This window comes from Ignatzschineria sp. RMDPL8A (genome assembly GCF_029815055.1).
Lineage (GTDB): Bacteria > Pseudomonadota > Gammaproteobacteria > Cardiobacteriales > Wohlfahrtiimonadaceae > CALZBJ01.
In genome coordinates this window covers 116,564-137,713 of the sequence record NZ_JAPPWA010000001.1, presented here as the reverse complement: position 1 = coordinate 137,713, position 21,150 = coordinate 116,564, and the positions used below count along the sequence as shown (strand labels likewise).

The following is a 21,150-nucleotide window of genomic DNA, read 5'->3' as shown; positions in this document are numbered from 1 at the left end:
AAAGAGAGTATGTCAGGGAAAATAGTTCAGGTGATTGGTGCCGTCGTTGACGTGGAATTCCCACGTGATGCGGTTCCACGCATCTACAGCGCATTAGAAGTACAAGAACACGATCTAGTTTTAGAAGTGCAACAACAGTTAGGCGACGGTATCGTACGTACAATTGCAATGGGTTCGTCAGACGGACTTCAACGCGGTTTAGCGGTAGTCGATACAAAACAGCCAATCTCTGTTCCAGTTGGAACGGGTACTCTTGGTCGTATCATGGACGTTTTAGGACGCCCAGTTGACCACGCAGGTCCTGTTGAAGCGTCTGAAAATTGGGCGATTCACCGTAAAGCACCTTCATATGAAGAGCAAGCGGGTTCGACAGAAGTATTAGAAACCGGTATCAAAGTTATCGACTTACTCTGCCCGTTCGCACGTGGTGGTAAAGTCGGTCTCTTCGGTGGTGCGGGTGTTGGTAAAACCGTTAATATGATGGAATTAATCAACAACATCGCTAAAGAACACGAAGGTCTTTCAGTATTTGCTGGGGTAGGTGAGCGTACTCGTGAAGGGAACGACTTCTACTACGAAATGAAAGATTCAAACGTACTTGATAAAGTTGCGATGGTTTACGGTCAGATGAATGAGCCACCTGGTAACCGTTTACGTGTAGCACTTTCAGGTCTTACGATGGCGGAATACTTCCGTGACGAAGGCCGTGACGTTCTTCTCTTCATTGACAACATCTATCGTTATACGCTTGCAGGTACTGAGGTTTCAGCACTTTTAGGTCGTATGCCTTCAGCGGTTGGTTATCAGCCAACACTTGCAGAAGAGATGGGTGTGCTTCAAGAGCGTATCACATCAACTAAGAAAGGATCGATCACATCGGTTCAAGCGGTTTACGTTCCTGCGGATGACTTAACTGACCCATCACCAGCAACCACGTTTGCTCACTTAGATGCGACCATCGTTCTTTCACGTGACATCGCGTCACTTGGTATCTATCCTGCGGTTGACCCATTAGACTCAACCTCACGTCAGTTAGATCCATTAGTAATCGGTGAAGAGCACTATAATGTTGCTCGTGGTGTTCAGATGATCCTTCAACGCTATGAAGAATTAAAAGACATCATCGCGATTCTTGGTATGGATGAGTTATCCGATGACGATAAATTAATCGTTTCACGTGCTCGTAAAATCCAACGCTTCTTATCACAACCGTTCCACGTTGCTGAAGTATTCACCGGTGCACCTGGTAAATACGTATCACTTCAAGACACCATTACAAGCTTCCGTGCGATCTTAAATGGTGAAGGTGACCACATTCCAGAACAAATGTTCTACATGATGGGTAACTTCAACGAAGTATTAGAGCGTTTCGCATCAAGCGAAAAGAAATAAGGAATAAGTCATGAAAACCATCAACGTAACTATTGTTAGTGCCGAGAAAGAACTCTACTCAGGTGATGTTACTTTCTTTGCAGGCACCGCGGTTTCTGGTGAAATCGGGGTTTATCATGGTCACGTTCCGATGTTAGCACTGTTAAAGCCAGGTCAAGTCCGCTTGACCTTTGCTGATGGTAAAGAAGATGTATTCTGGATTTCAGGCGGAATTGTTGAAGTTCAGCCAAACCAGATCATCGTATTGGCGGATTCTGCTGAGCGTGCAGATGCTTTAGATGAAGCAGCGGTTGAAGCGCTTAGAGAGAAAACGCGTAAGCTCTGGGAAGATAAAGAGAAGGGCTCGTTCGATGTCGAACAGGCTCAAACTGAACTCAGTATTGCAACATCGCAACTTGATGCGATAAACCGACTTAAGAATCTTAAGTAATCACTATGAACAGTAAAGCCCGTTTAGACGGGCTTTTTTATGGGTGAACATATATGACAGCGGCGAGCCTCAATCCTTATTTCAATCGGGAAAAATCCATTCTCGCATTCCAAGAGCGCGTTTTGTATCAGGCGCAAGATCCCTCCATTCCGCTTTTGGAGCGCATTCGATTCTTAACGATTGTGACGACGAATTTAGATGAGTTTTTTGAAGTGCGTTTTGCCAATATTAAAGAGCGCATCTATTCAGGCATTACCCATTTAGATGGCGAGCCGGTCGATGAGTGGAGTGAGGCGATTCAAGCACGTGTTGGGCGAATTTTTGAAAAGCAGACCGCCCTTTATGAAAATGAATTGTTGCCCCTTCTAAAATCAGAAGCATCCGTTGAGATTTTGCCAGAAAACCGCTGGAGTGAATCGGATCGAGCATTTCTGCTGGATTATTTTAAGTCGATCGTCAAACCGGTATTAACGCCGATTGCACTCGATGTTGCTCACCCCTTTCCCCATATTTCTAATAAAACCTTAAATCTGATTATCGAGCTTGATGGCGTTGATGCTTATGGACGCAAGATTGAGACGGCAATTTTACCGATTCCGAAGAATTTGCACCGGATTGTGGAGCTCCCAGAAGCGGATAAGATGCGCCGTTTTGTCTTTGTGAGCGATATTATTACCGCGTTTATTGCAGAAATTTTTAAAGGGGTGCAGGTTAAGGCGTGCTATCAATTTAGATTAACGCGAAATAGCCATCTCTTTATTGATGAAGAGGAGCTCACAAACCTGCATCAAACCTTAAAAGGGGAGCTCCATCAACGTAATTTTGGTCATGGAGTTCGCTTGGAGGTGACGCATGAATGTCCGCCTGCATTGATGGATTTCTTGCTAACACAATTTGATCTAAAATCGGTGGATCTTTATGTGGTGCCAGGGTTAATTAACTTTGCTCGCCTCAGTGCGCTTTTGCCTTATCTAGAAGAAAAACACGCGCTTTTTTACGAGCCTTTTACCCCGAAAGTCCCTAAAAAATGGGCCAATATCGATGATTATTTTGGCCTTATTTGGAAAAATGATATCTATCTGCACCATCCATTTGATAGTTTTACTCCGGTGATCGATCTTCTTCGCGCAGCGGCAGATGACCCGGATGTGCAGATTATTCGCATGACCGTTTACCGGACGGGGAATGATTCAGTTCTGATGGAAGAGCTGATTCGCGCCGCGCAAAATGGGAAAGAGGTCAATGTAATCTTTGAGCTGATGGCGCGCTTTGATGAGGCGACCAATCTCGCTTGGGCATCGATCTTAGAAGAGGCGGGCGTTCGTGTGGTCTATGGCGTATTTGGCTTTAAAACCCATGCAAAAATGCTCCTCATTGTGCGCCGTGAAACGAGCAAACATACCGGCGAGCCCGAGCTTCGTTTTTATACCCATATCAGTACCGGAAATTATCACTCCAATACCGCAAAACATTACACAGATATGGCGCTATTAACCTCCGATGAGGCGATCGCAAAAGATGTGTCGGATATCTTTTTAAGTTTAGGAAGTCTTGGAAGCTCGCCTAAACTGCGTACATTATGGCAATCGCCCTTTAATCTTTTTGATGAACTAATTGAGAAGATTGATGGGGAAATTGCGGCAGCAAAACGGGGCGAAAAAGCCTACATTGTCGGGAAAATGAACGCCCTTTTAGAAGAGCGAATGATCGATAAACTCTATGAGGCCTCTCAAGCGGGGGTGAAAATTGATCTAATTGTTCGCGGTGCCTGCTCGTTAAAACCGGGGATTAAGGGCGTGTCGGATAATATTACGGTTCGCTCAATTATCGGGCGATTTTTAGAGCATTCACGACTCTACTATTTCTATAATGGCGGCGCGGAAGATCTCTATTTTGCAAGTGCGGATTGGATGAATCGAAACTTTTTCCGCCGTATTGAAGTTGGCGTTCCAATTCAGGATAATGAGATTAAGAAACGCATCATTAAGGAAGGCCTTAAGATGTATTTAAACGATAATATGGGAGCGTGGTATTTGGATGAATTTGGAGATTATCATCGTGTGGAACGCGGTGAAACAGAGCCATTTTCAGCCCAACAAGCGCTCCTTGAATCAAGGTCGTAGAGGATTTAAGTCGTGATTTCATGGTTGCCCAACTCACTTTTCGGAACGGTGCCGAATGATCAAGTGATCGTTCTCTGTGTGCTCGGCATTACATTTTTCGCCTTTTTATGGGGGCGTTGGCGCTATGATGTGGTGGCGCTTGGCTCGCTATTGACGCTCGTACTTCTCGGGATTGTGCCGATGGATGATGCGTTTGCGGGCTTTAGTCATCGCGCGGTGGTGACTGTTGCCGCCGTTTTAGTCTTAAGTTATGCGCTTGGAAACACTGGGGTCACCTACCATCTTTCCAATCATTTAAGCCGCTTTTCCAAAACGCCGTCGCTACTGATTTTAACGCTCTCCGGCCTTGTAGTCTTTTTCTCTGCTTTTATGAATGACGTGGGTGCGCTGGCGCTCATTATGCCGGTTGCGCTTCAGGTGTCCCAGCGTTATAAAATTCCCGCGTCGGCACTCTTAATGCCGATGGCTTTTGCCTCGCTATTAGGCGGAACATTGACGCTGATTGGTACGCCGCCCAATATGATTATTGCGCAATATCGTGAATCGATCGGGATGGGCGCTTATAAGATGTTTGACTTCTTGCCGGTGGGAATTGTGGTGGCGACCGTCGGGCTTCTCTATATCTCATTTATTGGTTGGCGCTTTTTACCGGTGCGGCAAACCGAAGAAAATTCCAATCTTTTTGAAACCGATGATTATCTATTAGAGCTTAAAATTCCTGAAAATAATAAATTTATCAAAAAGACGATTGGGGAACTTGAAGCGATCGTTGAGCATAAAATCCGCGTGGCAACGCTACTGCGTGGTGCGCGCCGAATCTTATCGCCGAATGCCGAGGAGACCTTGAAAGCCGGCGATATTTTACTGGTGGAAGGGCAGCCGGAAGAGTTAAAGCAACTTGAGCTGTTATCAGGATTGACGATTTCAACGAATCCCCGTGACAAAGAGCGCATGGACGATGAGATTGAATTTTTGGAAGTGGTGATTAATCCCGGCGCGCGGATTGCGGGCCATCAACTCGCCGATCTTCAACTGCGTGAACGCTATCACATCAATATTTTAGGCGTCTCCCGTCATGGGGAAAAGATCCATCAGCGCTTTTCGCGTTTAGTCCTTAAAACTGGCGATGTGCTCTTGATTCAAGGCTATAAAAAAGAGCTCCCTGAGACGCTCAATCAGCTTGGATGCTTGCCCCTTGCGGAGCGAAATGTTCGCTTAAAACCTTCGGCAAAACTTTGGCCGACGGTGACGATCTTTATGATCTCCATTTTACTCGTGGCGACTCAAATTTTACCGGCGCACATCGCCTTTCCTCTTGCGATCTTTGCGCTTGTTTCCAGTAAACTTCTCTCGCTTCGGGAGGCTTATCATAGTATTGAAGGGCCGTTAATTGTGCTACTAGGCTGCTTTATCACCGTTGGCGCAGCGGTTGAGAAAACCGGGGCAACGGGGCTGATTGTCGGACAAATAGTATCGCTTTTAGATGAAATGCCTGCTATCTTAGTGTTAGGGAGCGTGATGCTAGCGACGATGATCATTACCGACATTATCAATAGCTCTGCGACGGCCGTAATTATGGCGCCGATCGCTGTGGGAATTGCCACTCAATTTAGTCACAATATCGACCCCTATTTAATGGCGGTTGCGATTGGGTGTTCCTGTTCGTTTAATACGCCGATTGGGCACCATTCCAATACGTTGGTGATGGGCCCTGGTGGCTATTATTTTGGAGATTATTGGCGCATGGGAGTGATGCTCGATCTTCTCATCCTGATTACCACCGTTCCGACACTTGCGTATGTGTGGTCATTATAAAATTATAAAAAAGGAGTTACTCTAGAATGAAGCTGTTTGAACAAGTTGAACAAGCTCCTAATGATCCTATTTTGGGAGTCGTTGAGAGCTTTAAGAAAGATCCACGGGCAGACAAGGTGAATTTAAGCATTGGTATCTATTCCGATCATGACGGAAAAGTGCCGGTCTTAGAAGCGGTACAGCGTGCTGAGGAGATCTTAGCGAGCCAGAATGAACCGCGCGTTTATCTGCCTATGGATGGTTTAGGCAGCTATAATGATTGCGTTCAAAAGTTACTCTTTGGTGCGGATCACCCGCTCTATCAGGAAAAGCGTCTCGCCACCGTACAATCGCTCGGGGGAACGGGTGCGCTTAAAGTGGGTGCCGATTTCCTCTTTTCAATCGTACCTGCAGGAACAAAAGCCTATATCTCTCGTCCGACGTGGAACAATCACCGTGCTATTTTTGAGGGAGCAGGCTTTGAAGTCGATGATTATCCTTACTTTGATGAAACAACACGTGGCGTTGATTTTGAGGGGATGTATCAATTTTTAAGCGAGCTTCCTGAAAGCTCGGTCGTGATTTTACATACCTGTTGCCATAACCCAACCGGCGCAGATCTCACCCTTGATGAGTGGGAAAAACTGGCCGATCTCTTTAAAGAAAAGAGCCTCATTCCCTTTTTAGATATGGCATATCAAGGATTCTCGAAAGGGATTAAAGAAGATGCTGCCGCGATTCATATCTTTGCTGAGCGTGGTCTTCCTACCTTTATCGCAAGTTCATTTTCAAAATCGTTTTCACTTTATAGCGAGCGAATTGGCGCATTAACGGTGACAACGAGTGATGAAGCGGAGCAAGTGACGGTCACCTCACAACTTAAACGCATGGTTCGTGCGATCTATTCATCACCACCATCACATGGCGCGCGCATTGTGCAATGTGTATTAGCTGACGATGAGCTGCGTGTACTGTGGGAAAAAGAGCTTGGCGAGATGCGCGATCGGATTAAAGCGATGCGTGAGAAATTTGTCAAACTCCTCAATGAGAAGCAGTCTAAAGTGGATTTTGAGTTTATTAATCAGCAAGCCGGGATGTTTTCTTATTCAGGGCTTGATAAGAATCAGGTTGCCAAACTCAAAACCGACTATGCTATATATACCGTTGATTCGGGAAGAATTTGTATCGCTGCGCTCAATGATAAAAATATCGAAGTTGCAGCCGAAGCGGTTGTTAATGTATTATAGTTAGTAGAATACGCAAATTATTTTGGGGGTACGTATGCAAAAAGAGAGTTTATTTATTTATAAGCTTCCACTGTTTATCATTGGTTTATTATGTGCAGTGGGCTGGATCGCACTTTTCTCGGTCATTCTTTTTAGCTAATCGCGAAAGATACGAAGATAAGTAGCAAGACAGATTAAAAAGAGCTATCATTTTTGATGGCTCTTTTTTATTGCAAGGAGAAAATAGAGATTATGACGATCGAGCTTGAGCGCGCCCTCTTTTTAGCGCTAGCAGAGCAATCATCGCTCTCATTACCAAAATGGTGTGAGGCGCAGGGTATCTCATATGAGGTGGGCGAGAAGGTGTTTGATACGATTCAAGCTCAAGGCGGATTTTATACGCGAGAGGGCGAGTGGATTGATCGTATCTCTCCCTATACGCCGCTCAATCAAGAGGCGATTAGTACGCGTCTTCAAGCTTGCGAGATTCCGGTGGCGGTTGAGGTGCTTTTTGATACCGACTCCACCAATAAAGCAGTGCTCGCCGTTGATCCGCTCGATTCTGCGGCGCTCTGTGTGGCGGAAAAGCAGAGTTCAGGCCGCGGCCGGCAAGGTCGTGAATGGAGTTCTCCTCTTGGGCGAAGTCTCTATTTTTCACTACGCTATCCCTTTAAGCTTGATGATTATGCGCGTTTAAGTCCACTTAGCCTGCAGGTTGGTATGGATTTAGTGGAAGTTTTGCGCGCGTTTGGGATCGATGCAAATCTTAAATGGCCTAATGATATTTGGGTTCAAGGGGAAAAACTCGCCGGTATTTTGCTCGAAACGTTCCCCCGAGAAGGGAGCGTGATGGTTGTGATCGGCATTGGGCTTAATAATCACACCATGCGGGAAACTCTCTCGGCAAGTTATAACGCGACCTCCTGTGAAACGCTGTTAGGCACGCCCCTTGACCGTAACTCTATGGCAGCGCTATTGGCGCAAAAACTGTATGAAAGTTGCGAGCGCATCGCACAGGGAGAATCGCTCCGCATTGATGAACGTTGGCCCGATTATAGTGCGTTATTAAATACCCGAGTGAAGGTGATCTCAGGGGATTCCGTCATCTATGGGCAAGAGCTTGGTGTTGATGGAGATGGTGCGCTTCAATTTATGGATGAGGATGGCAAACTGCATTCGATCTATTCAGGAGAATTATCGCTGCGCCCGGCGGAATAAAATATCCTTAAATCAACAGCAATAAAAAAGCCTCGTCTGCGGTTCAAGATGAATCCAATCTCAGCGAGGCTTTTCTGTTTACGGCTCTGTTTATGGTTATTGATTTTTATTTACAGCGAAGGCTAATCACGCGTCCTTGACGGTAGACCACGGTACAGTTTTGCCCGTTACGGTAATTGCTGCAGTAGTTTGCCCCCATAGAGACATTGCCCACTTGGCAGCCCATAATTTGGCCCGATTTGTTGCGAACGATCTTCAGTTTTCCAGAGGTTGAGAGGCTCTTATTGGGGGCTGAGCTTAAAATCCCTTCCTCTTGATTGCCTTTTTCAAGTTTTGGCATAGTGCCTTTCGGTGCCGAGCCGCGGCTTGCCGCTTGTCCTTGAACCGCTTGTGGCGCACGTTGATTGCTAATGGCGCGTTTTTTATTCGCCTCATTTTTCAGTTCAATTAAGATCTCAGCGGTAATCACATCACTCACCGGCATCTTTTTACTGGTTAAGAAAGCATGAAGTTGCTTTTTCGTATTCGGGCCCATTTTTCCATCCGGTTTAATGGAATACCCCAGTTGCTGTAGGTATGACTGGCCTTTTTTAAGCGCGGCTTCTTCTAAGAAGGGCATTAACGCTTCATTAACGTGGGTGCCTGCCAGTAATTTTTCTTGTTGACGGAAACGGCGCACCGCATTTTGCGTTGCCGGGCCGTCGACGCCATCGGCTTTACCAGTGAGAAGATTGAGCCCAATGAGATAAGCTTGCGCAGTTTGCAGGCGTTCTTCTTCCGCTTTGGCTGATTTTAACTCAGCGAGATAATCATCACTGAGGGTCGTGCCGGCAAGTCCATCAATGGCAACAAGCATAAATGGAATGTCGAGCTCATCATTGACGGGAATCCCGCTTCGCTCTTTCAGTTCACGGACGGCGCGTTTGGTTTTAGGGCCGAGTGATCCGGTCGGGTCATCCTCCATATAGCCCTCTTTTTTGAGGAAGCGCTGGAAGGTATTGATCACTTCACGGGTTAAACGGCGTTCGGTATCGCCGCCGATTTTACCATCGATCTGCAGATGATAGCGCGCTTGGAAACGTTTAACCGCTTCGTCTGTCGCCGGGCCCTCTTTACCGTCGATCACTTCAATATAGTCGCCGGTATAGGCGAGCATCAATTGTTGCAAGGTGAGCTTATCGCTGCCGCCGGGTTTATAGCCTTTAATCTGAATGCCCTCGCGCTCAAAGAAAACGGCGAGATCTTTGTCGGTGGGATTTAAGTCATCGACGTTGTAGAGCACCATTAAAAAGAGCGGTGATAAAAGACCGGTTTCGGGGAGCTTTTTCGAGGCCTCATAGGCGCGAATTGCGCTGCGCGTTCCGGGGCCATTGAGTCCATCAACATCGCCCTCATAAAAGCCTTTTTCTTTTAAGCGCGCCTGCACTTTTTTACGCACATCTTTTTCAAGACGAGCTTCCCATTTAGGCGCAAGTTTTCCGGTGGGTTCAACGCCAATGGAGGTTTCGTACGAGGTGATTCCCTCGCGGGTTTGCGGACCCATCGCTCCATCGAGCGCATAGGGGAAATGCCCCATGATACGCAGCCATACTTGACGATTTAATAGGGTGTTGGAGTGGGCATCAAAGATGGTTTTTTTGATCTCATCGATCGAATGCTCAAACTCGGTAAGACGAGGTGTTTCATCGATTTCTTCATCATCTGATGCTTCACTGATGGGGTTTTCATCAACCTCATCAAGATCGCCGATGAGATGAATAATTTCCTCTGTTTCTGCATCCTCTTCCTCTTCGAGTGCTTCAATGGATTCGATCTCGGTAAGAGAGGTGTCGGTTTCCGCTTGTTTTTCAGGAACCGGGGTTAGTGTCACCGACTTTTCTGGCGTTACCGTTTCGGGTGTTGTGGTTTCTGCCTTAGCGGTTAAATCAGTTGCGATTGATTCAATCGGAGCGGCTTGAGGAGTGTCCTCTATTGTCTCATCACTCTCCGCGCGAGCCACAGGAATCGGGGTGGGCGCCGTTGGAACGCTTGAAACATTGGCATTTTTTTGATTTGCGGTTGATCTATCGGCTTCTGCGATCGGAGTTTTCTTAAAACGCACGCCGTAATCAATGAGCTCTTTATCTCTAAAGAGGAACATGAGCAGGCGGGGCGATAGATTGCCGAGCTCATCGAGCCCGTGGAAGCGCTCGTAAGCAATGGTTGCCGCGCGGGTGCTAAAATTATTGACTCCATTGACATCATCGTGATAAAAATCGAGCTGTTTGAGGCGTTTTTGCAGTTTTTTGCGCACCTCTTTTTCAAGCGGGACTTCCCATTTGGTGTCGGGAATCCCTGTCGGTTTTTGCCCAATATGCGCTTGATAATCACGAATGGCACTGCGAGTTGTCGGCCCCGTCATACCATCGACTTTATGATCAAAAAAGCCGATGATTTTGAGCCACGTTTGAATCGTTAGAATTTTATTGGAGGGCGCGTTATTAACCACCGCATCGATCCTATTGAGCACCAGCGTTTGGGTCTCTGGATCGAGCTTTTCATTGGTGGTGTGATTGAGATAGCGAATCGACACCTCATCGGGCGGAAGATTGCCATTTTTAGAGAGACGGGCTTCCGCTTGCGCTTTTTGAGTGAGCGAGGCATCGGCTGCTTCCACTAAATCCGCATCCGAGACAGCGCCAAGTTGAAGATCCTCCGGGGGAAGATCATATTCCTCTTCAATCTCTACCTCAAGGGTCTCAGAGCCACGCTCTTTCATAAGGCCTTGCGCGGTCTCTTTAAGAAGGCGGAAGGTGGCGTAATTCATCTGCGGGATATTTTGATAGGCACCGGCAAAATTATCGAGCGCTGCTACGGTATCGCGATCGAGAAGACCTGAGAGTTTCAGATCCTCGCCCATACTGTTTAAAAGACGCTGCGCCTCTTTAATCGCCTCTTCTTCAAGTCCTTCAAACCAATCGGGGGTAATCCGATTGCTCGCCTCAAAATTCTTTGCGGATTTATAGGCAATGACGCTCTGTTGGATCGATGGATTGAAAACGCCGGCAAAATTATCGACGGGATAGTCGAGCAGATTAAGCCAATGCTGCATCTTTTGAATGAGCACCGTATTAACGCCTGACCGCACGCCGTGCTGTCTTAGCCAGCGCACCACTTCCGGATCATTCTCGATCATAGCGTAATCGAGCAGGGTAAACCCAAGATCATCTCGGTAGGCAAGCTCATCGAGGCTAAGCGCACTTAAGGCCCCGATATCGCCTTTGACAGCAAGTTTTGGCGCGTTTTCCGCAAATCCTTGTTGTACTGAGAGGGAGAGTAGTGAAGCGGTCAGTAGTGTTAATAGGCGTTTCTTCATTATAAATCCATTATCCTTATTTCACCGTAGGGAGGCGTCCTTTGCGAAGGTGCACTAAAAGAAGCGATACCGCCGTAGGGGTGACGCCTTGAATGCGTGAAGCTTGTCCGAGGGTTTCAGGCTGCGCAGTTGCGAGCTTTTCTTGAATCTCAGCAGACAGTCCTTTAATCGCGTGATAGTCAATATTGGCTGGCAATGGCGCATTTTCAAAGCGTTGATTGCGTTCAATATCATCAAGCCCGCGATTAATATATCCCTCATATTTTGCCTGAATTTCAATTTTTTGTAACACATCCGTAGAATATTGGTGAAGGGGTTGACCTTCCTCAAGCGCCATCAGATGCTCAAGATGCACTTGCGGACGTTTTAAGAGGTGAAGCGCTTTGATATTTTGCGAGAGGGAGACGCCGGTCTCCTCTTGAATCGCTTTCCCAGAATCGGTGCGAATGTCGATGAGCCAATCTTTCATAAATTGGTCAGCTTGTGCAATCGCTTCCTCTTTCTCTTCAAATTTCTGCCAACGATAATCATCGACTAGCCCAAGCTCTCGGCCAATCGGCGTTAAGCGTTGATCGGCATTATCTTCACGGAGAAGGAGGCGATATTCTGCCCGCGAGGTAAACATGCGGTACGGCTCTTTCACCCCAAGCGAGATGAGATCATCGATCATAACGCCAATGTAGGATTCATGACGCTGTGGATACCACGCCTCTTTTTCCAGATAACGGCGCGCTGCATTTAAGCCCGCGAGCAATCCTTGAGCGGCTGCCTCTTCATAACCGGTGGTTCCATTAATTTGGCCGGCAAAATAGAGGTTATCGATCGCTTTGGTTTCAAGGGTATATTTCAGATCGCGCGGATCGTAGAAATCGTACTCAATGGCGTATCCAGGGCGGGTAATGTGCGCGTTTTCGAGTCCTTCAATGCTGTGAACAAGCTCAATTTGCACATCAAACGGCAGACTCGTCGAGATCCCATTGGGATAATATTCGTGGGTATCTAAACCTTCCGGTTCTAAAAATACATGATGGCGATCTTTATCGGCAAACTTCATGATTTTATCTTCCACCGACGGGCAGTAACGCGGGCCAATCCCTTCAATCGTCGCATTATCGGCATACATCGGTGAGCGATCAAGACCGCCGCGAATAATTTCGTGGGTGCGCGGATTGGTATAGGTGGTGTAGCAGGGCACTTGCGTTGGGTGCTGCGACACATCGCCTAAGAAAGAGAAGACCGGCGCCGGATCATCACCGGGTTGGATATCCATATTGGAAAAGTCGATGGTTTTCCCGTCAATGCGCGGTGGGGTTCCGGTTTTTAAACGGCCTTTGCGGAGTTTCATCTCGGCAAGTTTATGCGCAAGGGAGATCGATGGAGGATCGCCCATGCGTCCGCCAGAATAGTTCTCCATTCCCACGTGAATTAGCCCTGAAAGGAAGGTTCCTGCGGTTAAAACCACCGTTGAGCTATGAAAGCGAATGCCGGTTTGAGTGACAACGCCGCACGCACGATCGCCCTCTAAAATAATATCGTCCGCCGCTTGTTGGAAGATATAGAGATTGGGCTGATTTTCTAAGATCGAGCGGATCGCTTGTTTATAGAGCGTTCGGTCCGCTTGGGCACGAGTTGATCGCACCGCTGGGCCTTTTGAGGCGTTTAGCGTTCTAAATTGAATGCCGGCATGATCGGTGGCAATCGCCATGGCGCCACCAAGCGCGTCAATTTCGCGGACGATCTGCCCTTTCCCGATACCACCAATGGCTGGGTTACAGCTCAGTTGGCCGAGGGTTTCAATATTGTGTGTCAAAAGGAGTGTGGGGACGCCAAGTCTTGCTGAGGCAAGGGCCGCTTCTGTCCCTGCGTGGCCGCCGCCGATGACGATCACCCCAAAATGTTTAGGATAGTCCATTTTTAATTATGTAATCTGAGTGAGAATAAAGAATTATTATAATACAAAAAGCAAATAAGACCGAATCAGTCGGTCTTATTTTTCATAAGTGACAGGCGAATTACTCCATCCTGCCAGCGTTCATTTTAGTCTAGATTGATCGTTTCGTGGGCAATCTTATTTTGCTTTACCCATACGTTTTTGAAGATCATCATAGGCTGCGGTGAATCCTTTCATCGATACTTTAAGTTTAAGCTCTTGTAAGCCTTTGCCTAAAAGATCGTGGTTGTAGCTAAGATTCATCGTGTTTGATTTTTTAAGAGAGGCAACGATTTCGTCTGTTGAAAGGGGAAGCCCTGTGATACAACCATCGTTTAAGCAACGCTCAAAGTAGAGTTGTTCGATTTTATCTTTACCAAGCTCTAACGGTTTACCATCGATATTAATGCTCATACCCGGAAGTAAAAGCGTGCCGGGAAGTGCCGTTAAAATAAGGGTGGGTTGATCTTGGATGTAGATCACCGATGCGCGCGCTGCGTCGATCTCTTGGCCACCTTGTGGGGTTTCCACTTTAGTGGTGGTACCGGTTGTGATAATGCAGTCGCGGACTTCTTTTGCCTCATCAATTAGATGACAGGTAATCATCCAGTCACCGTGTTTTTGTTGATATTCAAGCTGAGGTTGAGTTTGCGCCATTGCTTGCGAGCTCATTAACACAGCAGCACTTAATCCAAATAGAATTTTCTTTAACATCGCTAACCTAATCTCCATTGATAATTTATGTAAAAGTATCGAATCAGTGTAATATAAATTGAGACAAAATCAAAGGAAAAGCGCGGGTTTTTCGTCGATATTTAATGCCGTACGGCCTATTTTAGTGTAGAGTATAGGGGAATTATTGGATCGTTTTAGAGTAATCGTTAGATAGAGGCTTATGGACAGTATAGACGAACGGAATAGGGATGGTTTAGGAACGCTTTTTGTAATCTCATCGCCCTCAGGTGGCGGTAAAACAACGTTGGTGAATCAATTAATTGATCAGACCGATTATGTTGAGCGCGTGGTAACGCATACAACGCGGGCGCCAAGAGCGGGAGAGATCGACGGCGAGCATTATCATTTCGTCTCAGTGGAAGAATTTAAAGCGCTTATCGAACAAGATGGGTTTTATGAGTACGCAGAGGTGTTTGGCAATTACTACGGCACCTCTAAAAAGGCGGTAGAAGCGAAGACTCGCGAAGGGAAAGATGTGGTGCTCGTGATTGATTGGCAAGGCGCTAAATCGATCAAAGCGATTATGCCCGAAGCGGTATTAATCTTCATTATGCCCCCTTCGCTTGAAATTCTCCGCGCACGGCTCATCCACCGGAATTTAGATAGCGAAGCGATTGTCGAAAAAAGAATGAAAGATGCGGTGAATCAAATTAAGCATTACCGCAGTTTTGATTATGTCATTGTCAATGACGATTTCGACCTTGCACTCTCTGAATTAAAAGGGATTTTCCACACCAATCGCCTTCGCCTTAAATATCAAGTGGTGAAAGAAGCGGCGCTATTAAAATCATTATTTGCTGATGAAGCAGAATAGATCATCTATAATGAACCGTATTGTTCGTAATATGATCTTAATTAACGTTAATTTTTAGTTGTTTAAAGGAAGTAAAAGTATGGCAAGAGTCACGGTCGAAGATTGTTTAGGACGTGTAGATAACCGTTTCCAACTCGTATTAGTTGCGGCAAAGCGCGCACGACAAATTAGTAATGGGGCAGAGCCTCGTATCGACGGTGTACCCCACGGTGCAAAACCGACTGTAGTCGCACTTCGTGAAATCGCAGGCGGCGCAATTAGTCCTGACGAAATCAAAGCACTTGCAAAAGAAGAAGCTGCGTCTGCTGCATTTGCTGATTAAGTAAAAGGGCTACGCAATGGGGATGGAAACTGTTGAATTACCGCAAAACCTGATTCCATGGAAAGCGGAATTTGTTGAGAAAACCAATCGCTTAATTCGCGTCGTCTCTCGATATTTGTCGAAAGAGGATGTGGAAGAGGTGAAACGAGCCTGTGTCTTTGGTGCATTTGCGCATCAGGAACAATTTCGCTCGTCCGGTGAACCCTATATTTTCCATCCCATCGCCGTTGCGCTCATCTTAACGGAGGTCGAAATCGATGCGGCTTCCATTGTGGGCGCAATTTTACATGATGTGATCGAAGATACCGATATTGAGTATGATGAGATCAAATATCATTTCGGCGAAGATGTGGCGAACATCGTTGATGGCGTCACAAAATTAACGCAAATTCGGTTCCGTTCGAAAGAGGAAGCGAAGGCGGAAAACTTCCGCAAAATGGTCTTAGCGATGACCAAGGACCTGCGCGTCATTATGGTGAAACTGGCCGATAGGCTTCATAATATGCGCACGCTCGGCGCGCTCCCGGCCTATAAGAAACGTCGCATTGCACGAGAAACTTTAGAGATTTACGCGCCCATCGCCTCGCGCCTTGGGATGTATGTGCTTCAGGTCTATCTTGAGAATCTCTGTTTTGAGAATCTCTACCCGATGCGCTATGAGGTGCTTAAAAATGAACTTGAGAAAAAAGACGTTGAACAGCACGATAATCTCAATAAAATTTTAGAAACCATCGATGAACGCCTCGTTCGGAGCAATATCTTATCGCGACTTTCCACCCGCCGTAAGCACCTTTGGAGTATCTATCAAAAGATGCGCGTTAAGGGTGGGCTTGATTATGTCTACGATATTTTTGCGATTCGAATCATTGTGCGTTCGGTGGATGATTGTTACCGCGTTTTAGGGATTGTCCATCAGCTTTACAAACCGATTATTGGCGGCTTTAAAGATTATATTGCCATTCCTAAAATTAATGGCTATCAGAGCCTCCACACCGTGGTGTTTGGGGCAAATGGGCTTCCCGTTGAGGTGCAAATTCGCACTCGCGATATGCACATTGTGGCGGAAGTGGGCGCTGCGGCGCACTGGCGTTATAAAGAGAGTTATGAGGGGCAGAGCCACGCGTTCCAAAAAACGACGAAATGGCTCGATGTGGTGACTGAACTTCAGGATATCACCACTTCGCCTGAAGAATTTATGGAGACGATGAAAGCGGAACTCTTCCCGAAAGAGATCTACGTCTTCACGCCGAAAGGCCGTATTATTGAGCTTCCTCGCGGGGCAACGGCGCTCGACTTTGCCTATGCAGTTCATACCGATATTGGCGATACCTTTGAAAAGGCGCTCGTGGATTCGCAAGAGGTGGCATATGACTATCTCTTAAGTAACGGACAAACCGTCGAGATTAAAACCAATAAAAGCGTTAAACCAAGCTCGCTCTGGCTCGATCATGTGATTACCGCGCGAGCCCGTTCGCGCATTCGTAGTTATCTTGGCGATCTTTCAGATCTTGAAGCAGAAGATGCGGGATCAGCGATTTTGCAAAATGCCATTTTAGAGCGCGGCTTTAAAGAGGGCGCGTTGAGCGATGAGCAGGAAGCGACGATTCTCCATGATTTAGGCTTGGGCTCAAAAGAACAATTGTTGATGGACATTGGCCGCGGTAAATATCCGGCGCAATATGTGATCAACCGTTATTTAGTCAATTTCCGTTACACGCCCGATCTTCTCCCCGATGCCGATGAGAGCGATGAAGGGGAAGAGGTGTCCAATGAGATGATTAAAGGGGCAGAGGGGATGAAAGTCTCGCTCGGTGCCTGCTGTAATCCGCTCCCGGGCGAACCGATTATTGGCTATTTAAGTATGCGTCACGGCCTTGTGATGCACGCAACTAATTGCAGTAATATCGAGATGTTTAAAAAGCATCCTGAGCGCTGGCTACCGCTTGAGTGGAGTAAAGAAGTGCGTGGCGATTTCCCCGTCCAGCTCTATCTCTTAGCGAAAAATCGACGCGGTTCAATTGCCGCCATCAGCGCCAAAATCACCGAGCTTAATCTCGATTTTGAAGAGTTTAAATCGGAAAATATTAACGAAGATCTCGTGAAGATCGCCTTTGTGATTCGTGTGAACGATCGTAAACACCTTGCGGATGTCATGCGGAGTTTGAGGTTGTTAGACAATGTCGAACGCGTCTCCCGAAAATAAGTGGTGGCCCATCCGGCAATTGCCGGCGTGGGTTATCACGTTGCTTATTTTTTGGATTCTGCTACTGGCGTATGGCATGTTTGCCGGCTCGCGTATCTCCGAGCGCCTCAATTCCATCATCTATGATAACTTTGCCTTAGTTAAAACCTGTACCACCAATGTGGATGATATCGCCATTGTGACGATTGATGACCACACCATTCAGGCACTCGATCGGCGTTGGCCGTTGCCGCGCAATTATCATGGGGCACTTATTCAAACACTCACCGAATATGGCGTCAAAGCGATCAGCTATGATGTGCTCTTTCTTGAGCCCAATATTGGCGATGGCGAGCTCTATCAGGCACTTCGCTCCAATGGAAATGTGGTGCTTCCGTCGCTGATTTTCCCGTCAGGACTTGAGCTTAATATCTTCAACGATGTGGTTAAAACAGGCCACGCCGCCCTTGAAAAAGAGACCGATGGCGTTGTCCGTTCGCTCTCTTTATATAAAACCTATGGCGATCATCGCTATCCCCATACAACGGTGTCGCTCCTAAAGGCGACCGATCCGGATAATCCTGCGCTCGAGATCTACCTCAACCGCATTCAAGCGAGCCGTTTTATCGATTCAAACACGGCGTATTACATCGGCAGTAAAAAGAATCGTTTCCAACATTATTCCTTTGCCGATGTGCTGGCAGGCGTTTATGAGCCGGAGGAATTTCGCGATAAGGTGGTATTTGTCGGGGTGACCGCAACGGGGCTTGGTGAGAAATTTGTTCCCTTTTCCCGTTGGGATAAGAGTGAGCCTGAATATTTAACGGCGATCGATCTACAAGCACAATTTTATGATGAGCTCCGCCATGAAAAGCTCGTCTTTAAAGTAACCACCGGCTTTGAGCGAGTGATTAATCTCTTTGCGCTCCTGCTTATTTTGATTTTAGTGCGCCGTCTTAAAATCTCTGGCGTTTGGAGTAGTCTGGTAGCGGTAGTTTTCTTAATTACGCTGCTACTTTTTTCCTATCTTGCGATCTCGCTTTTTCATATGTGGGTGCCGATGGGCGATTCCCTTGTGATTGCGTTTTTCTTCCTCTTTGTCTATGGGCTGATGACTGCGCATTATGATGTGGTTGAAGCCAATCGTCGCCTTGAAGAGCGTGTTGCACTCCGTACCCAAGAGCTTGAAGAAACGAATAAAAATCTCGCCCAAGAGATTCGCGACCGAAAAGCGATTGAAAAGACGCTCCGCGATAACGAAAATGGCCTGCGTCTGCTCTTTGACAGTTTACAGATCGGGATTTTAACCACCGATGAGTCGGGCTGCATTATCAGTAATAATAAAACGGCGGATAAACTTTTGCATCGTCGTTCGATGCCACTTTTGCAGGGGGCGTTTTTACAAGATCTGATTCGCCAAGACCCGAAAACCCCCAATTATCAAACCTTCCCATCGCTTGTAGATATTTTTCATGAGCTTGCCGGAAAAGGAACGCTCGATTCAATTCAGGTGGAGGGCGAGATTATCGATGCCCGCAGTGAAGGGATTCCGATTTCAGTGACGTTTTCACGCCTACTTCAAGGCGGGAATCGTAAATTTGTCTGCATCGTGCGCGATATTCGAGAGCAGCGTCATGCAGAGAAAATCACCCAAGAGTTTGTCGCGACCGTGTCTCATGAACTGCGTACACCGATCACCTCCATTAAAGGCTCACTTGAATTGATCGATAGCGGAATTGCTGGCCAATTAACGCCAAAAACCCGCAGTCTGCTGAGCTTAGCGCTTCGCAATAGTAACCGCCTTTTAGTGCTGGTGAACGATATTTTAGACATTCAGCGCATTCAATTAGGGACGCTTGAATTTAAACTTGAGCCGCTCGATCTTGTAGAGCTCGTTGGGCAATCGGTTGAAGTCAATGAAGCTTATGTGCAGGCCTACGGCGCGGAAGTGATCGCGAAATTGCCGCCGTATCCGATCTATGTATTGGGTGATTATGATCGCTTAGTGCAGGTGATGAGTAACTTAATTTCCAACGCGGCGAAGTTTTCCACAGGCGGTGGCACGGCGATTATTGATGTGAGCGTTGTGGTGGCAAAACGTCATGCACGCGTTGAAGTGACCGACTATGGCGAGGGCATTCCTGAAGCCTTCCAGAAAAAAATATTTGAGAAATTTGCTCAAGCTGACGAAGCGCAACATCGTTCCCAAGGAACGGGATTGGGCTTGAGTATTACGAAGGCATTGGTTGAGCAGATGCGCGGCACCATCGACTTTCACTCTAAAGAGGGTGATGGCGCCACATTCTTCTTCTACCTACCCATTTTAACGCCTTCAGAGATTAAAGAGTATCGAGAACGAGAGGAGAACAATCATGAAAAATAGAGCGGATCAACCTTTACGCCATTTAGGCGGGCTCACCCCGCGGGAATTTTTAGCCGATTATTGGCAGAAAAAACCCCTCTTTGTGAAAGGGGCATTTCCGGATTTCAAAGACCCGCTCACTCCCGATACCATCGCCGGTCTCTCGCTTGAGGAGTTTATTCCCTCGCGCCTTATTTTGGAAGAGGGGGGTGTGCGCCCGTGGGAGATGCGAAAAGGCCCGCTGGCGGAAGAGACCTTTTCTCACTTAGGCGAGAAAAAGTGGATGCTGGTGGTCAATGATATGGAAAAATTTCTCCCCCATCTGCGTCTTTTGACTGACCCCTTTAATTTTATTCCCAATTGGCGTTTTGATGATCTTCAAGCAACGCTCGGGCCCGATGAAGGCAACGTCGGCGCGCATTGGGATGATTACGATGTTTTTCTTATTCAAGGCATGGGGAAAAAGCATTGGAAGATCAGCTTTGATGAGGTATCGGAAGATGATTTTGTTGAGGGCATTGATATTCGCTTGATTGAAGATTTCAATGTGGATCAAGAGTGGATTGTCGAGCCGGGCGACCTTCTTTATCTCCCTCCGAGAATTGGTCATTACGGTGTTAATATCGGCAAAAGTATCACTTGGTCAGTGGGATTCCGTGCGCCGAAAGATCAAGAACTCGTCCATGATTTTGCCGCAGCGAAAATGGAGCTGATTGAGGCTGATGCGCGTTTTTCCGATCCTGATTTAATCTATCAACAAGAGTGCGGCGAACTTACCGATCAATCGGTGGATAAAGTGCTTGAATTGCTTAAAAGTCATCTGCCGCTAAATCGTGAAACGGTGGGCGAATGGTTCGGACGTTTTATTACGGAGCCAAAAATGGGGCAAGAAGCCTATCCGCTTGATGAGCCCGTGGATCTCGAATTTATCGAAGAATTATTAGAAGACGAGCAGGACATTGAACGTCACCCCGGACTCACCTTTATCTATCGCGTGGAAGGGGATGTGGCAACGCTCTATGTGGCGGGCGAGGCCTTTGCGGTAAGCGCAGATCTTACGCCATTATTAGCGCTCTTAACCCGTCACCGTTTCTACTCGCCCGGTCAGCTGCGTCCTTATCTTAAAGAGGTTGAGGCCAGCGCGCTACTTGTTCAGCTTCTAAATGAGGGCTATCTCGTTTATGAAGGACTGGAAGATGAGTACGATGAGTATGACGACGAAGAGTATGATGAAGACGATTTTGATGGGGATGATGAGGAGTAACCG

At 47.0% G+C, this 21,150-nt stretch carries 14 protein-coding genes; 11 read left to right on the top strand and 3 right to left on the bottom strand.

Going from position 1 to position 21,150, the window contains the following annotated elements:
• Nucleotides 1–9 precede the first annotated feature (9 nt).
• From atpD to OXI21_RS00535, 6 genes are all read left to right on the top strand, one after another.
• Nucleotides 10–1,392, top strand: coding sequence for a F0F1 ATP synthase subunit beta (atpD, locus tag OXI21_RS00560; protein ID WP_279617600.1), 1,383 nt, complete (start codon nt 10–12; stop codon nt 1,390–1,392).
• A 10-nt stretch (nt 1,393–1,402) separates the two neighbouring features.
• Nucleotides 1,403–1,822 carry a F0F1 ATP synthase subunit epsilon gene (locus OXI21_RS00555; protein ID WP_279617599.1) on the top strand — a complete coding sequence of 140 codons (420 nt, stop codon included), beginning with the start codon at nt 1,403–1,405 and terminating at the stop codon, nt 1,820–1,822.
• 53 nt (nt 1,823–1,875) lie between these two features.
• Nucleotides 1,876–3,945 (top strand): polyphosphate kinase 1, encoded by a 2,070-nt coding sequence (ppk1, locus tag OXI21_RS00550; protein WP_279617598.1) that lies wholly within the window; start codon nt 1,876–1,878, stop codon nt 3,943–3,945.
• A 12-nt stretch (nt 3,946–3,957) separates the two neighbouring features.
• The gene (locus OXI21_RS00545) at nt 3,958–5,760 is read left to right on the top strand and encodes an SLC13 family permease (protein WP_279617597.1); all 1,803 of its coding nucleotides are present in this window, start codon (nt 3,958–3,960) and stop codon (nt 5,758–5,760) included.
• A 26-nt stretch (nt 5,761–5,786) separates the two neighbouring features.
• Entirely contained in the window at nt 5,787–6,986 is a 1,200-nt protein-coding gene (locus tag OXI21_RS00540; RefSeq protein WP_279617596.1) for an aspartate/tyrosine/aromatic aminotransferase, read from the top strand.
• Between the two features lie 231 nt (nt 6,987–7,217).
• Complete coding sequence (locus OXI21_RS00535; protein ID WP_279617595.1) at nt 7,218–8,183, top strand: biotin--[acetyl-CoA-carboxylase] ligase; 966 nt, start codon at nt 7,218–7,220, stop codon at nt 8,181–8,183.
• Between the two features lie 106 nt (nt 8,184–8,289).
• On the opposite strand, the gene OXI21_RS00530 is transcribed toward OXI21_RS00535, so the two are convergent.
• From OXI21_RS00530 to OXI21_RS00520, 3 genes are all read right to left on the bottom strand, one after another.
• A complete protein-coding gene (locus OXI21_RS00530) occupies nt 8,290–11,538 on the bottom strand; it encodes a peptidoglycan-binding protein (RefSeq protein WP_279617594.1) in 3,249 nt (1,082 codons plus the stop codon).
• A 16-nt stretch (nt 11,539–11,554) separates the two neighbouring features.
• Nucleotides 11,555–13,450, bottom strand: a complete 1,896-nt coding sequence (mnmG, locus tag OXI21_RS00525) for a tRNA uridine-5-carboxymethylaminomethyl(34) synthesis enzyme MnmG (protein ID WP_279617593.1) — start codon at nt 13,448–13,450, stop codon at nt 11,555–11,557.
• A 156-nt stretch (nt 13,451–13,606) separates the two neighbouring features.
• Entirely contained in the window at nt 13,607–14,182 is a 576-nt protein-coding gene (locus OXI21_RS00520; protein WP_279617592.1) for an invasion associated locus B family protein, read from the bottom strand.
• A 181-nt stretch (nt 14,183–14,363) separates the two neighbouring features.
• On the opposite strand from OXI21_RS00520, the gene gmk reads away from it, so the two are divergent.
• The 5 genes from gmk (at nt 14,364) to OXI21_RS00495 (ending at nt 21,147) form a co-directional block, all read left to right on the top strand.
• Nucleotides 14,364–15,017 carry a guanylate kinase gene (gene gmk / locus OXI21_RS00515; protein ID WP_279617591.1) on the top strand — a complete coding sequence of 218 codons (654 nt, stop codon included), beginning with the start codon at nt 14,364–14,366 and terminating at the stop codon, nt 15,015–15,017.
• A gap of 79 nt (nt 15,018–15,096) precedes the next feature.
• Nucleotides 15,097–15,339 (top strand): DNA-directed RNA polymerase subunit omega, encoded by a 243-nt coding sequence (rpoZ, locus tag OXI21_RS00510; RefSeq protein ID WP_347815472.1) that lies wholly within the window; start codon nt 15,097–15,099, stop codon nt 15,337–15,339.
• Between the two features lie 16 nt (nt 15,340–15,355).
• Nucleotides 15,356–17,542: a bifunctional (p)ppGpp synthetase/guanosine-3',5'-bis(diphosphate) 3'-pyrophosphohydrolase gene (locus OXI21_RS00505; RefSeq protein ID WP_279617590.1), complete on the top strand. Its 2,187-nt coding sequence runs from the start codon at nt 15,356–15,358 to the stop codon at nt 17,540–17,542.
• Nucleotides 17,517–19,904, top strand: a complete 2,388-nt coding sequence (locus OXI21_RS00500) for a CHASE2 domain-containing protein (protein WP_279617589.1) — start codon at nt 17,517–17,519, stop codon at nt 19,902–19,904. The genes OXI21_RS00505 and OXI21_RS00500 overlap by 26 nt, the downstream gene beginning before the upstream one ends.
• Nucleotides 19,894–21,147 (top strand): cupin domain-containing protein, encoded by a 1,254-nt coding sequence (locus OXI21_RS00495; RefSeq protein ID WP_279617588.1) that lies wholly within the window; start codon nt 19,894–19,896, stop codon nt 21,145–21,147. Before OXI21_RS00500 ends, OXI21_RS00495 begins: the two co-directional genes overlap by 11 nt.
• Nucleotides 21,148–21,150 lie beyond the last annotated feature (3 nt).

Excerpts from the sequence above, each read along its gene's own strand:
- mnmG (WP_279617593.1), bottom strand. The coding sequence starts at position 13,450 with ATGGACTATCCTAAACATTTTGGGGTGATCGTCATCGGCGGCGGCCAC.
- OXI21_RS00500 (WP_279617589.1), top strand. The coding sequence starts at position 17,517 with ATGTCGAACGCGTCTCCCGAAAATAAGTGGTGGCCCATCCGGCAATTG.
- gmk (WP_279617591.1), top strand. The coding sequence starts at position 14,364 with ATGGACAGTATAGACGAACGGAATAGGGATGGTTTAGGAACGCTTTTT.
- atpD (WP_279617600.1), top strand. The coding sequence starts at position 10 with ATGTCAGGGAAAATAGTTCAGGTGATTGGTGCCGTCGTTGACGTGGAA.
- OXI21_RS00505 (WP_279617590.1), top strand. The coding sequence starts at position 15,356 with ATGGGGATGGAAACTGTTGAATTACCGCAAAACCTGATTCCATGGAAA.
- OXI21_RS00520 (WP_279617592.1), bottom strand. The coding sequence starts at position 14,182 with ATGTTAAAGAAAATTCTATTTGGATTAAGTGCTGCTGTGTTAATGAGC.
- ppk1 (WP_279617598.1), top strand. The coding sequence starts at position 1,876 with ATGACAGCGGCGAGCCTCAATCCTTATTTCAATCGGGAAAAATCCATT.
- OXI21_RS00540 (WP_279617596.1), top strand. The coding sequence starts at position 5,787 with ATGAAGCTGTTTGAACAAGTTGAACAAGCTCCTAATGATCCTATTTTG.
- OXI21_RS00535 (WP_279617595.1), top strand. The coding sequence starts at position 7,218 with ATGACGATCGAGCTTGAGCGCGCCCTCTTTTTAGCGCTAGCAGAGCAA.
- rpoZ (WP_347815472.1), top strand. The coding sequence starts at position 15,097 with ATGGCAAGAGTCACGGTCGAAGATTGTTTAGGACGTGTAGATAACCGT.
- OXI21_RS00530 (WP_279617594.1), bottom strand. The coding sequence starts at position 11,538 with ATGAAGAAACGCCTATTAACACTACTGACCGCTTCACTACTCTCCCTC.
- OXI21_RS00495 (WP_279617588.1), top strand. The coding sequence starts at position 19,894 with ATGAAAAATAGAGCGGATCAACCTTTACGCCATTTAGGCGGGCTCACC.
- OXI21_RS00555 (WP_279617599.1), top strand. The coding sequence starts at position 1,403 with ATGAAAACCATCAACGTAACTATTGTTAGTGCCGAGAAAGAACTCTAC.